Raw genomic sequence first — 13663 nt, forward strand, 5'->3', positions numbered from 1 at the left:
AAGTAGAGTTATTCTATCGGATCTTGGCTAATGTTTTCTTTTTCTTTTAGAAGGACCCAAACAAGAATCACAGAAGGAATACCCAAAGAGATAATATAACTTGGAATATGTAATAATCCGTGTCTATTGAGATATAAGAAGCCCAAGATTAGCAGCACATAGGCACCTAGTCTATAGAAAGAGAGAGCCGCTTTGGTGTCTTTCATGGTCTGGTAGACACTGCGTCGATTCTCTTTGCGTTTTTTCTTCTCTGCTTTGATCGTTTGTGCCAAACTCTTCTCCTCGACCTCTACCTCTTCACTGTATAGATCATAGGGATCTTCAAGTTTGTCGATCACATCTTGAGTGTCATCCATGGTTACCATATTGTGTTTCACACGGGCATTGACCATACGTCTATAACTGACTATCGAAGCAATCATGACAAGTGATGCGGTGATATAGCCTATCTGTGTGTTGTAAAGGACTTTAATATCAAAAAATATTATAGAGATCAAGAGTAGTAAAATATCCACAGATAGGAGTACTGCGAAGATCTTACGATTCATACTATGCATCATCATCCTCAGCATCATATTTGTCTTGCTGTTCTTTTTTATAGGTATATCTTGGATCATTAGCCAATTCATCCAACGACTTTTTCTGCTTCGCATATGCTTTGTAGACATTAGAGATAGCCGCACCGATACCAATGAATACACCGATCCAGAGTGTCCATCCAGCACCCGTAAGATTGCGTAATCCCAATCCTATACCAACACCAATAATGACAGCGACAACCATGGAAATACCAAGACTGAGTCCATCTGCAGCATCCACCACTTTTTTGAATTTCGGTTCTTCCGTATTATTTTGCATTTTTAGTCCTCATAATTTGAAAATGTAGTATAGCCAATTGGTACATAGAGCATGGTTTAGAATAAAGTTTTTCCTCCTCTATGTTGCACCAGTAGTCTGCTCTAGCGTGACAGCTCCATAAAGAGAAATATATACTCTTCTACTTTAGGCAGCAGCACGGTACCGTGTCCATCACCAGGGAGTATGAGTGTGGTACCTGCAATTGCTTTTTTACCATATTCAAGTGCATTCACGTTCGCACCCAATGGATCATTTTTGGTAGCGATAAAGTAGGTTTTTGCCAGAGAACTTGATAGTGCCATGTCACTTTCACTGCTGTTTGATCTTCCCGAAGAAAGCGCAATGAGTGCTTTTGCATCATAGTCATTCAATACAGGGATCAGCGATGCACCACCCAGTGATGCTCCAATGAGGTAGAGTTGTTGTATATCCAGGCTTTTATCCTCTTCTATCATTTCCAACCATGCTATGAGGTCCTGTGGTATCTTGGAAAATCCCACTTTGGGTGCACTTGCATCAAAAGCTGTTCTCACTTCACTTGTGTTTTTAGGCATTTGTACGCTGTTCTCTACGCCTTTTTGCATGGTTGACTTTCCATGGCCACGCAGATCCACACTGAGAGTCGCCATACCTTTCGCAAGTAATCTCATGGTGAGCATATCCCATGATGTATGGTCTGAACCGAACTGGTGTGCCAAAAGTACGATAGGCATAGGTTTTTTAGTCTCTTTCGGTTTTTCCAGCCATCCGTGGAGGTCAAATCCATCTTCGGTCGTAAGATTAAGTTCCGTAGCAAAAAGGGGTATGACCAGTACCAGGGAGAGTAGAAATTTTTTCATGATATTTCCTTCACAAACAGTATAACTTGATTGGCTGTTCTATCAAAATGATATGAAGCGTGATCTAGGCTATTTCAGCCATCACTTCATACGCTGCTTTGATCGTCTCATCTATCATCTCATCCGTCATAGCAGCACAGATAAATCCTGCCTCAAAGGATGAACAGGCAAGATAGATACCTCTGTCCAACATACCTTTATGGAACTTGGCGAACCTTGCCGTGTCATTTTCCAACGCATCATCAAAATTTCTGACAGGCTTATCAGAGAAGAAGAAACCGAACATACTCCCTCTAACATCGGTCACGAAAGGTATGTTAGATGCATCTGCCGCTTTTTTGAATCCATCCATGAGTTTCTTGGCTTTGTTTCCCAGTGATACATATAATGAAGGATTGGATTTGAGCTTTCTGAGACTGGTAAGACCTGCTGCCATCGCTACAGGATTACCTGAAAGTGTTCCTGCCTGGTAGACCGGCCCTTCAGGAGAAAGGTGTGCCATGATCTGTGCCGATGCACCAAAGGCACCCACAGGCATACCTGCACCGATGACCTTACCAAGAGTCACCATGTCCGGTTTCACACTTGAAATACCCTGAGCACCGCTCAATGAAGCCCTGAATCCACTCATCACTTCATCAAAGATAAGCAGTGCACCATGGTTTGTACAGAGACATCTCAGTTCTTCCAAAAATGCTTCATCTGCAGGTACAAGACCCATATTTCCGGCTATAGGTTCGATGATCACACACGCAATACCGTCCGGTGACTCCTCAAAACACTTTAGTACGGATTCAATATCATTATACGTTGCCAAGAGTGTATGTTTGGTAAGATCAGCCGGTACACCAGGACTTGATGGAGAACCGAATGTAGCCAGACCCGAACCTGCCTGTACTAGCAGTGAATCTGAGTGGCCATGATAACATCCAGTGAACTTTACAATATTCTCTCTACCTGTCACACCACGAGCCAAACGGATAGCAGACATCACTGCTTCTGTTCCAGAACTCACGAAACGCACTTTATCAATGTTGTCAAAAAGCGTGACGATCTCACTTGCAAGCTCCGTCTCTATAGTCGTAGGAGCACCGAAACTCAATCCTCTTTGAACGGCCTCTATCACTGATGTTTCGATCTCTTTATCTGCATGACCAAAAATAAGCGGACCCCAACTTTGTACATAGTCGATATATCTGTTCCCGTCAATATCAAAAAGATATGCCCCCTCACCTCTTTGGATGAATGGTGGTGTACCCTCTACTCCTGAAAATGCACGTACCGGTGAGTCAACCCCCCCAGGAATCACTTTATATGCTTCTTCAAATGCTGCTATACTTTTGTCATATGCCATGTTATTAATCCTCATTATGTATAATTGCAAAGATTATACACTAACGGCACTTAGGGCTATATACAAGGAGAGTCTCATCAGAACGCTGAAAGGATTAATACTCTCTTTATTGTTACATTTACTGATATTGATGCTTTTTATGAAAAACTGGAAAGAGTTCATCTTCTTACCTCCTAAGAAAGAAGAGAAGAAAATAAGCCTGAATCTCCAACAGATCGTCACTCCTCCTGCACCGAAACCAAAGCCGGTACCTGTTCCCGAACCCGTAGTGATTCCACCAACACCTAAACCTGTCATTCAAAAACCGTTAGAAACAGCCGTGCAACCTATAAAGAGAAAAAAGTTGGATGAGAGTAAAAAGATCTTTGCACAGCAAAGTACAGAAGAAAACAATGTCACCAAAACCGTACCCAAACCTGTTCAAAAGATCGTTCAAAAAGAAGAGAAAAAGAAAGTTATTAAAAAAGTACAGAAAAAAACTGTAGCGAAAAAACGAAAACATACAGACCATCTAAACGTTCAAGTGATCCTCTTGCTAATGCGCTCATGGGTTCTGGTACATCTATGTATCCAACACAGCGGAGCCGACCATCATCTTCAGGCAGTTATGGTGCTAGAATGATCAATCAGCTTTATGGTAAAGAGTTTGATACTTACAGTGAAACACAAAAAAAGTTTATCAAAAACAATCTGGGAACCATCCACAGGATCACACAACGTACACTTACCCGAAACGGCTATCCGGATGTTGCGGTCCGCACAAGACAGCAGGGAACCAACATTGTCTCTTTTTACCTCCATCCAAATGGTGATATCTCAGATCTTAAATTAAAAAGGCATATAGGTCACCAGGCTTTAGATCAAAATACTTTAGATGTAATACGCATTGCCTATAAAGATTATCCTTTACCTAACAAAAAAACAAAGATCGTTTTTTATGTAAGATATAGTATCTATTAAAGTTTATCTGATCTCTTTCCAAAGCTTTTGTACCACATCCTCAGTTCCCTGAATTAAAAGAGGTTCAGCTTCAGGATCTAACCAGCGTAATAGTGTCTGTATCTGCTCCTCGCTCATCACTGTACATCCGGCCGTAGGTACATCCTTAATATGAATAAAGATACATGACCCTGCCCCCTTTATAGCTCCAACTTTACCTATATGGTTATGATCCACCACAATGCCATACTTGTAGTAGTCTTTGGGGAACTTCATATGTTCTTTGCTTTTATAATCCACATCTACTTGCGTACTGTCTACGATCTTATTATAAAATTTAGAATTGACATCATCCACACAATGATCTGTCTCTTTGTAGATCTTATAGGGGTATGCTATATCAAAAGGTGCATATCCGAATGCATGTTTGAGTTTAAAAATACCTGCAGGTGATTTCCCGTCTCCCTCTTTTTTAATGATCTGTGCATATTTTGGTAATTCATGTAGCCCTATTCCCCATCCTAAACCGTTTCTACCCAGTTTGATATCTATTTTATTGCCTATTTTTTGCCAACCAGTCTCATGCAGTTCATAACGCTGTAGTATTCCTGAAGGTGCGGACCACTCTTTTGTTGTTACAACCAAAAGCTGTTTGGTTTGAGCCTGTAGTGTGATAAGTATGACACATAGTGCAAGTAAAATCTTCATGTGGTATAATCCTTCTATGGAATATGGAATAGTCTCAATAGCAATCCCGTTGCTAACAATCATTTTAGCTATTATAACCAAAGATGTGATCGTTTCGCTCATGGGCGGTATCTTTGCAGGTTTTTTGGTACTGAATGGCTATAACCCTATAGATGCCTTCATTGCACTTTTTGATGGTATTATCTCGCTTTTTTCAGAAGCCTGGATCACCAAAACCCTTCTCTTTATCGTAATGGTCGGTTCCATTATCAGATTACTTACCCTAAGCGGTGCGGTTGACAGTTTTGTAGTCTACCTGAGCCAAAGATCCAAAAAAATTGACTCACCAAAAGGGGCAATGCTGCTTGCTTATATTATCGGCGTTGTGATCTTTATAGAATCCTCTATCACTGCACTGGTTGCTGGTACTGTAGCTAAACCTCTGTGTGACAAGAATCGAGTCAGCAGAGAAAAACTTGCCTATATCTGTGATTCTACTTCTGCACCGATCTGTTCTCTCATTCCACTCAATGCATGGGGTGCCTTACTTTTAGGTCTCATCGTAACGGCCATTGACTCTAAGGTGATATCAGGAGATGGTGTCTCTTTACTGATCTCTTCTATTCCCTATAACTTTTATTCGCTCTTTACTTTAGCTATTGTTTTGGCAGTCATATTTTTAAATATAAATATGGGGCCCATCAAGGATGCTATTCCCGTACCCTACACTGTTCAAGAGAGTGAGACAAAGATCGAGGCTACACCCTACAGGATGCTTTTACCTATTTTGGTGATGGTAATGATGGTACCTGTAGGACTTTATCTTACAGGAGAAGGTGACATCTTTAAGGGTTCCGGTTCCACTTCTGTCTATTACGCTGTCATCATCACGTTGCTCTTTATCTATCTCTATTATGTCCCGACCAAAGCACTCACACATAAGAACTATTTCATTGGTCTCTATGAAGGTATAGGAGATATGATACCCGTAGGATTGATCATGGTCTTTGCACTGCTTATAGGAAACGTGATCAGTGATCTTGGCACTGCCAAATATTTGGCACATTTGCTTACGGGAAATATTTCGCCTCTGCTTATACCGCTTCTTATCTTTTTAGTCGCAAGTATCACAGCATTCTCTACAGGCACAAGCTGGGGTACATTCTCCATTATGATGCCTATTGCTTTGGCTTTGGGTGCAACGATGGAGCTGCATATCCCATTGGTCATAGCAGCAGTGATCTCCGGAGGTATATTTGGCGACCACTCCTCTCCTATCTCTGACACGACCATTATCTCATCCATGGCGGCAGGGTGTGACCATGTCGAACATGTAAGAACACAACTGCCTTATTCACTCTTGGGTGGTCTGTTGGCATCAGGTGCATTTTTACTGGCAGGATGGTTCACCGTATGAATTTATTGAAAAAAGGCAAATCATGAGCACAAAACAAGGAAATATGCAATGAAGCTTCTTGTCTCCGCCCTGGAACCCTCATCAAACCTCCACTTAAAAGAGGTTCTCAAGCATACACAGGATGTTGAGCTTCTGGGTATCTTCGATAAAAATATTAAAGAAGGTACACCGCTTTATGACATCAGCGAAATGGCTATCATGGGTGTGGTAGATGCCATCAAAAAACTTCGCTGGTTCTTTAAAGTGGCAGATGCGATGGTCGAACTCGCCAAAGAGGCAGATAAAGTCCTTTTAATGGACTCTTCAGGGTTTAACCTGCCTTTGGCTAAAAAACTGAAAGAAAAGTACCCGGATAAAGAGATCATTTACTATATCCTTCCCCAAGTATGGGCCAGCCGTCCCAAACGTGTTAAGAAGTTGGAACTCTATTGTGATAAACTGCTCGGTATACTCCCTTTTGAAATGGAGTATTACAGTTCAGATAAAGCACAGTATATCGGACATCCGCTGCTTGACGAGATAGATGTACACAGAAATGAAGAAGAGACAAAAGGATGCATTGCATTCATGCCGGGAAGCCGTAAAAGTGAAATAACCCGTCTTATGCCTATTTTTCTTGAACTGCGTAGAAAATTCCCGGAGATCCGCCCTCTGCTTGTCATTCCTCCCTCTTTTTCTAGAAACAAAATAGCCAAACTCTACAAAGGCAATCGTGAGTTTGAAATCGTACGTGATACCCATGAAGCTCTTAGACGTGCAGAGTTTGCCTTCATATGTTCAGGGACTGCCACACTCGAAGCAGCACTCATAGGTACACCTTTCACACTGGCATACATCGCAAAGAAGGTTGACTTTTTCATAGGGACAAAACTTCTAGGCATCACACAGGTAGGCTTGGCGAACATCATACTCACCCATTACAACAATACGACCTTGCACCATGAGTTACTTCAAGAAGAGGTCACAGTTGACAACTTGTTAAAAGAGTACTACAATACCGACCGTAAGATCTTCGGACAAAAAGCTGAAGAGTTAAAAACATATCTTTCTCACGGCAGTTCTCAGAATGTCGCGGAAATAATCATGTCGCAAAGGTCATAATGGAGTCATCATGTTAGTACATATCTGCTGTTCGGTCGACAGTCACTACTTTTTGCAAAAACTCCAAACGGAGTATCCTGAAGAAAAACTCACAGGATTCTTTTATGATCCAAACATTCATCCCTACTCTGAGTACTACTTACGACTTCTGGATGTAAAACGCAGTTGTAAAATGCTCGGTATTGATCTCATAGAGGGAGAGTATGATGTCGAGAACTGGCTTGAGGCTGTACGTGGCTTGGAACATGAACCTGAAAAAGGCTCACGCTGCTCTGTCTGTTTTGACAGACGTTTTGAGGTCTCTGCACAAAAAGCCAGTGAGATAGGTGAAACAAGCTTTACCTCTACACTGCTTACCAGTCCTAAAAAATCGCTCAAACAACTACAGGCAGCCGGTGATGCATTGGCTCAGAGAGAAGGCATCGCTTTTGTCGCTCCAGACTACAGAAAAGCTTCTGGTACACAGGAACAGAACATGTTAGCCAAAGAGGATGCACTCTACAGACAAGACTACTGCGGATGTATGTTCGGTCTGACTATTCAACGTGACCAACAGGATAAACTGGCAGATGAACTCTTTGTACCGCTTTCAAAACAAATACAGCCAGAATCCATAGAAGAGCGCATCGAAATGTATGAAAAGCGTTGGAAGATGGAAGAAGCAAATATCCCTCATAAGATCATCAAGCAACGGTTTTTAAACTGGCGTTTGATGATGGGCTTACTGCGTGTACGTAAAGAGGTTGTTCCTGCACACTTTCTACCCTATTCTACACTCAAGGGTGAATACACAAGAGGAAAGATAGAGTACCATGTCGGTGAGGTGTATCATATGAACCGTGATGAGGTACGTTTTATTACACTTAAAGACTATAATTATCTTACTGGTACTGACTACCGGAGTGTCACAGAACTCATCTACTCCCCTCCAACATTCAGTCAAGAAGTGGAACTGCGTGCCAAACTGGGGGTCACTCCCTATGATCTCTCTGTCATCATGGTCGTCGAAGAGATACCAAGCAACAAGATTGAGATCATTTGTCAGAGCAAGACCTACAGTGATGTTAAAGAAGTATTGATAGAGCTATAAACCGATTTTTACCAACATTTAGATAAAATAATCCAATTTTAAAATAAAGGTTTATACATGCTTTATAACGTCGTGGACATTCAGAATATATTACCCCATAGATATCCGTTTTTATTAGTAGACAGAATCACTGAACTTACACCGGGTGAATATATTGAAGGTCTTAAAAATATCTCTATCTCAGAACCTGTATTTCAAGGGCATTTCCCTGGACACCCTATCTACCCTGGTGTAATGATCATTGAAGGTATGGCACAGGCTGGTGGTGTATTGGCGTTTAAAAGTATGGATCTGGCAAGCCAGGAAGAGATCGAAAATAAAGTAGTATACTTTATGAGTATCGACAATGCAAAGTTTCGTTCACCTGTGACACCGGGGGATCAACTGGTGTACAAGATCAATGTAATCAAGAATAAAGGTGCCGTATGGCAACTTGATGCAAAAGCATATGTGGATGACAAAGTGGTTGCGCAAGCTGAACTTAAAGCTATGATCGTAGATAAATAGGTCTTTTGATGTCTTTAATACATGCTTCTGCAGTCATAGAAGATGGGGCCATCCTAGGTGAGAATGTCTCTGTAGGTCCTTTTGCATACATCGGCCCGAATGTCAAGATAGGTGATAATACCACAGTGGCAACACATGCTGTGATCGAAGGCCACACCACCATAGGTAAGAATAACCGTATTTTCCCACATGCGGCCGTGGGTACGATACCGCAGGATCTAAAATTTGCCGGTGAACATGTAGAACTTATCATTGGTGATAACAATACCATCAGAGAGTTCACACTGCTCAACCCTGGTACCAAAGGCGGAGGTTCTGTCACAAGGATCGGTAACGGAAACCTACTTATGGGATATGTACACTTAGGGCATGATGTGATACTTGGAGATAACTGTATCCTTGCAAACGGTGCAACACTTGCAGGTCACGTTGAGTTAGGTAATCATGTAGTGATCGGTGGACTTACGCCTGTGCATCAGTTCGTACATATCGGTGACTATGCGATGATAGGAGGAGCCAGTGCCTTATCGCAGGATATTCCTCCTTTCTGTCTGGCTGAAGGAAATCGTGCGAACTTGAGAGGACTTAATCTTACCGGCTTGCGTAGAGCGATGGGGAGAGAAGATATCAATGCCCTCAAATCAGCCTATAGAGAACTTTTTGAAGAGGGAAAACCACTACAAGAAGTAGCACAAAGACTTTTTGAAAGTACAAGCTCTGAAAAAGTCAAACAACTTTGTGAATTTATTATGACCTCTAAAAGAGGGATTCCGTTTACACGGTCAAAAACAAATGAGGATAAATAATGACAAAAAAAACATGTAGCTTTTGTGAAGCCCAAGAGAGTGAAGAAAATCCACTCATCGCCGGTGAAAATGCCTATATTTGTTCAAACTGTGTCGTTTCTGCATATAAAATACTTTTTGGTGAAGAAGAGCAGGATGAAGCACAAACTGACATAGGAGCCCATACGCTCTATACGCCAAAAGAGTTGAACACACTGCTGGATGATTATGTCATTGGCCAAGAGAAAGCGAAGAAAACACTCTCAGTGGCTGTCTATAATCACTATAAACGTATTTTTAAAGATGATATTCAAGATGATACGCAGATCGCTAAATCAAATGTACTTCTTATCGGCCCAACGGGTTCAGGAAAAACACTGTTAGCACAAACGATCGCCAGATTTTTGAATGTGCCTATTGCTATTGCAGATGCTACAAATCTTACAGAAGCAGGGTATGTGGGTGAAGATGTTGAAAACATTCTTACAAAACTTCTTATGGCTGCTGATGGCGACCCGCAACGTGCCGAGCAAGGGATCGTCTTTATAGATGAGATTGATAAGATCGCAAGAATGGGTGAGAACCGTTCTATCACACGTGATGTTTCAGGAGAAGGTGTGCAACAGGCCCTCCTTAAACTCATTGAAGGTTCAGTAGTCAATATCCCGCCAAAAGGTGGACGTAAACATCCTAACCAAGACTTTATACAAATAGACACAACCAATATACTCTTTATCTGCGGAGGTGCATTTGATGGACTCAATGATATCCTTAGAAGAAGACTTGGAGCGAATATACTTGGTTTTGGTCAGGAAAAACGTTCCAAGAAAGAAGAGGAAAATCTTCTTCCTATGATAGAAGCAGATGATCTGGTCACCTATGGGATCATTCCTGAACTGATCGGCCGTCTCCATGTACTGGCTACACTGGGTGAGATCAGTAAAGAAGATATGGTCCGTATTTTGGTAGAACCAAAAAACTCTCTTGTCAAACAGTATCAGAAACTTTTTGAGATCGATGATGTCAAACTTACCTTTGAGGAAGATGCACTTGCACGTATTGCCCAAAAAGCGCTGGAGAGAAAAACAGGTGCACGAGGATTACGTTCTATACTTGAAGAGATACTTCTGGATATCATGTATGAGTTGCCTGAACTTAAAGGGTATGAAGTAGTGATCACCGATGAAGTCGTTGGTTCAGGTGCAAAGCCTTTGTACATAAAAGATAAAAAAACAGCATAACAGCAGCATTAAAAGGATATATGGATGTTTAAAAGATTATTAGGAATGTTCTCAAACGATCTAGCGATCGACCTAGGAACAGCAAACACTCTTGTACTAGTAAAGGGACAAGGTATCAGTATTAATGAACCTTCTGTCGTTGCTATCCAGTATGATAAGCATGGTAGAGAGAAAATTCTTGCTGTGGGTCAGGAAGCTAAAGATATGGTAGGTAAAACACCTGGAAACATTAAAGCCATTCGACCTATGAAAGACGGTGTTATCGCTGATTTCGAAGTGACTGAAATGATGATCCGTTATTTCATCGAAAAAGCACATAAAAGAAAAGGGTTCTTCTCTCCACGTATTATCATCTGTGTTCCTTATGGATTGACTCAGGTAGAAAGACGTGCCGTAAAAGATTCAGCGGAAAATGCTGGTGCAAGATATGTTTACCTGATAGAAGAACCTATGGCCGCTGCGATTGGTGCAGGTATACCTGTCAAAGATCCAAATGGTAACCTGGTAGTAGATATCGGTGGTGGTACCACTGAAATAGGTGTAACATCACTCGGTGGTCTTGTGATCTCCAAGTCTATTCGTGTGGCCGGAGATAATCTTGACCAAGCGATCATTGACTATATTAAAAAGAACTTTAACCTTCTTATCGGTGAGCGTGTGGCTGAAGAACTTAAGATCAAGATCGGAACAGCGATTCCATTACAAGAAGAGTTGACGACAACGGTACGTGGTAGGGATCAAGTGGAAGGAAGCCTTGCTTCGATAGAGATCACTTCTGAGCATATCAGAGCAGCGATGAAAGATTCTCTGGAAGAGATCGCAGAAGCATTGAAAGATGTACTTGAGCAAACACCACCGGAACTTGCCGGTGATATCGTTGAAAACGGTATTGTACTGACAGGAGGTGGTGCACTGATCAGAGGTTTGGACAAATATCTTTCTGATATCGTAAAACTTCCTGTATATATCGCTGAAGACCCTCTTCTTGCAGTTGCAAAGGGGACAGGTATTGCATTGGATGAAATAGATCTCCTTCAACAAATGGCATATGAAGACTAGACTTGTCATCATAGCCATACTGTTACTCATCCTAACAGTACTGTTATCACGAAATGATGAAGGTATCTCGGATACATTTCTCAATATCATTAACCCTATCAAACAAAAATATAAAAACTTTACACAGAATTTAGAAGATAAAAGCCAAAGCTATATTTTTCAAAAAGAGTCTATCGAAAAATTGAGTAAGGAGAACCGTATTTTACGTAAACGCCTTCTCGAACAGATCCACTATATAGAACAGATCAAAGATATTTATGAAATACTCCCGACACTCAGCCACATACCTGTAAAAAATATCTCTATTACCGATACCATATCCTATGTAAAACTGAACAGTTTTTCTCAGATCATATTGACCAAACCAAAAGGACTGGTAGAAGACAAACTCTATGGCCTGATACAAGGCAGTGTCGTTGCAGGTACGGCAATGGTCCATAACAATCAACTCTATGGCTATCTCACATCAGATAAAAAGTGTCGTTTTTCTGTGTTCATCGGTGAGACCAAAGCACCGGGTATCGCTTTGGGTTTAAAAGAGAATGAAATGATCGTCAAGTTCATACCCAAATGGCATAAAATTAAAGAGGGGGACACAGTCCTTACCTCAGGTTTAGATGGTATATTCTTTGCAGATATACCTGTAGGCCTTGTGACTAAGGTAGAAGTACAGAGTTCTTATACGGTTGCACATATCAAAACCTACAGTGATATTTTCCATCCTAAAACATTTTTTCTTATCAATGATGCCAAAGCGACACTTGCAGAAAATTATGACGCTAATCGTACTAACATGGCAACAAGATACAGTACCCCGGATATCAATATTGAACAGAGTCGTTCGTCTGAACCGCTTCAAGATGCCAATATTAGTAGACCTGTTGTCTCAAGTATACCAAGACGTATCGACCAGACACAAGAAGATGTGATCGAGCCAGTTGACGTTCCAGAAATCGTAGAATCCTCCAGAAAAGTCAATAAAAAGAAGCCTGAAATTGGTTCAAGTAGTCTAGACCTCTTTTAAAAGCGTATTTTGCCCTCTTTTAAGGGCTTTTTCTATCAAAATCATGTATAATATTCAACTAAAAATTAAGGGTATTTCTCCATGCCAAAACGCAATGACATCAACACTATTTTACTTATTGGTTCTGGGCCTATCGTTATCGGTCAAGCTTGTGAATTTGACTATTCTGGGACGCAAGCAGCTAAAACGCTCAAAGAATTAGGCTATAGAGTTGTCCTTATCAACTCTAACCCTGCTACGATCATGACAGACCCTGAGTTTGCAGACCGTACCTATGTTGAACCTATTACTCCTGAAGTCATTGATAGAATTATCAAAAAAGAAAATGTTGATGCGATCTTACCTACCATGGGTGGGCAAACTGCACTGAACGTTGCTATGGAAATGTATGAAGCTGGCATGCTTAAAGATGTAAAATTCCTTGGAGCGCATCCGGATGCTATCAAAAAAGGTGAAGACAGACAACTCTTTAATGAAGCGATGATCAAAATCGGTATGGACCTACCTAAAAGTGCCAATGCATACAGTGTGGACGAAGCGATAAAAGTGGCTAAAGAGATTGGTTTCCCTGTTATCAGTAGAGCGTCATTTACACTTGCAGGTGGTGGTTCAGGTGTTGCCTACAATATGGAAGAGTTTAAAAAACTGGCAGCAGAAGGTATTGATGCAAGTCCGATCAATGAGATCGAGATCATGGAATCGATGCTTGGATGGAAAGAATACGAGATGGAAGTGATCAGAGACAGCCAGGATAACTGTATC

General features: G+C 41.3%; 15 protein-coding genes and 1 pseudogene. 11 read left to right on the plus strand and 5 right to left on the minus strand.

Annotation, left to right across the window (positions count from 1 at the left end; translation table 11 throughout):
- Positions 1-8: 8 nt before the first annotated feature.
- The 4 genes from SULAR_RS03165 to hemL all read right to left on the minus strand — a co-directional run bounded on the left by SULAR_RS03165 (position 9) and on the right by hemL (position 3051).
- On the minus strand, positions 9-557 hold the full coding sequence (locus SULAR_RS03165; protein WP_008242886.1) for a hypothetical protein: 549 nt from the start codon (positions 555-557) through the stop codon (positions 9-11).
- Entirely contained in the window at positions 550-858 is a 309-nt protein-coding gene (locus tag SULAR_RS03170; RefSeq protein WP_008242889.1) for an AtpZ/AtpI family protein, read from the minus strand. The genes SULAR_RS03165 and SULAR_RS03170 overlap by 8 nt, the downstream gene beginning before the upstream one ends.
- A 101-nt stretch (positions 859-959) precedes the next feature.
- The gene (locus SULAR_RS03175; protein ID WP_008242891.1) at positions 960-1697 is read right to left on the minus strand and encodes an alpha/beta hydrolase; all 738 of its coding nucleotides are present in this window, start codon (positions 1695-1697) and stop codon (positions 960-962) included.
- A gap of 64 nt (positions 1698-1761) precedes the next feature.
- On the minus strand, positions 1762-3051 hold the full coding sequence (gene hemL / locus SULAR_RS03180) for a glutamate-1-semialdehyde 2,1-aminomutase (RefSeq protein WP_008242892.1): 1290 nt from the start codon (positions 3049-3051) through the stop codon (positions 1762-1764).
- Between the two features lie 109 nt (positions 3052-3160).
- Between hemL and SULAR_RS10850 the strand changes: the two genes are divergently transcribed.
- Together SULAR_RS10850 and SULAR_RS10855 are read left to right on the plus strand one after the other, a co-directional pair.
- Entirely contained in the window at positions 3161-3673 is a 513-nt protein-coding gene (locus tag SULAR_RS10850; RefSeq protein ID WP_008242894.1) for a hypothetical protein, read from the plus strand.
- Positions 3670-4011 (plus strand): energy transducer TonB, encoded by a 342-nt coding sequence (locus SULAR_RS10855; RefSeq protein WP_008242895.1) that lies wholly within the window; start codon positions 3670-3672, stop codon positions 4009-4011. Before SULAR_RS10850 ends, SULAR_RS10855 begins: the two co-directional genes overlap by 4 nt.
- Positions 4012-4014: 3 nt before the next feature.
- On the opposite strand, the gene SULAR_RS03190 is transcribed toward SULAR_RS10855, so the two are convergent.
- Positions 4015-4698, minus strand: a complete 684-nt coding sequence (locus SULAR_RS03190; protein WP_008242897.1) for a L,D-transpeptidase — start codon at positions 4696-4698, stop codon at positions 4015-4017.
- 49 nt (positions 4699-4747) lie between these two features.
- On the opposite strand from SULAR_RS03190, the gene SULAR_RS03195 reads away from it, so the two are divergent.
- The 9 genes and pseudogenes from SULAR_RS03195 to carB form a co-directional block, all read left to right on the plus strand.
- On the plus strand, positions 4748-6094 hold the full coding sequence (locus tag SULAR_RS03195; protein WP_238536349.1) for a Na+/H+ antiporter NhaC family protein: 1347 nt from the start codon (positions 4748-4750) through the stop codon (positions 6092-6094).
- Between the two features lie 48 nt (positions 6095-6142).
- Positions 6143-7195 carry a lipid-A-disaccharide synthase gene (gene lpxB, locus SULAR_RS03200; RefSeq protein WP_008242902.1) on the plus strand — a complete coding sequence of 351 codons (1053 nt, stop codon included), beginning with the start codon at positions 6143-6145 and terminating at the stop codon, positions 7193-7195.
- A 10-nt stretch (positions 7196-7205) separates the two neighbouring features.
- Complete coding sequence (locus tag SULAR_RS03205) at positions 7206-8285, plus strand: epoxyqueuosine reductase QueH (protein ID WP_008242903.1); 1080 nt, start codon at positions 7206-7208, stop codon at positions 8283-8285.
- A 57-nt stretch (positions 8286-8342) separates the two neighbouring features.
- Positions 8343-8792: a 3-hydroxyacyl-ACP dehydratase FabZ gene (gene fabZ / locus SULAR_RS03210; protein WP_008242904.1), complete on the plus strand. Its 450-nt coding sequence runs from the start codon at positions 8343-8345 to the stop codon at positions 8790-8792.
- Positions 8793-8800: 8 nt separating this feature from the next.
- Complete coding sequence (gene lpxA, locus SULAR_RS03215) at positions 8801-9598, plus strand: acyl-ACP--UDP-N-acetylglucosamine O-acyltransferase (protein WP_008242906.1); 798 nt, start codon at positions 8801-8803, stop codon at positions 9596-9598.
- Positions 9598-10818: an ATP-dependent Clp protease ATP-binding subunit ClpX gene (clpX, locus tag SULAR_RS03220; protein WP_008242908.1), complete on the plus strand. Its 1221-nt coding sequence runs from the start codon at positions 9598-9600 to the stop codon at positions 10816-10818. Before lpxA ends, clpX begins: the two co-directional genes overlap by 1 nt.
- A gap of 24 nt (positions 10819-10842) precedes the next feature.
- The gene (locus tag SULAR_RS03225; RefSeq protein ID WP_008242911.1) at positions 10843-11877 is read left to right on the plus strand and encodes a rod shape-determining protein; all 1035 of its coding nucleotides are present in this window, start codon (positions 10843-10845) and stop codon (positions 11875-11877) included.
- Positions 11867-12901: a rod shape-determining protein MreC gene (mreC, locus tag SULAR_RS03230; RefSeq protein ID WP_008242912.1), complete on the plus strand. Its 1035-nt coding sequence runs from the start codon at positions 11867-11869 to the stop codon at positions 12899-12901. Before SULAR_RS03225 ends, mreC begins: the two co-directional genes overlap by 11 nt.
- An 81-nt stretch (positions 12902-12982) precedes the next feature.
- Positions 12983-13663: pseudogene (carB, locus tag SULAR_RS03235) on the plus strand (carbamoyl phosphate synthase large subunit); the annotation flags it as partial.

Source organism: Sulfurovum sp. AR (genome assembly GCF_000296775.1).
Classification (GTDB): Bacteria; Campylobacterota; Campylobacteria; order Campylobacterales; family Sulfurovaceae; genus Sulfurovum; species Sulfurovum xiamenensis.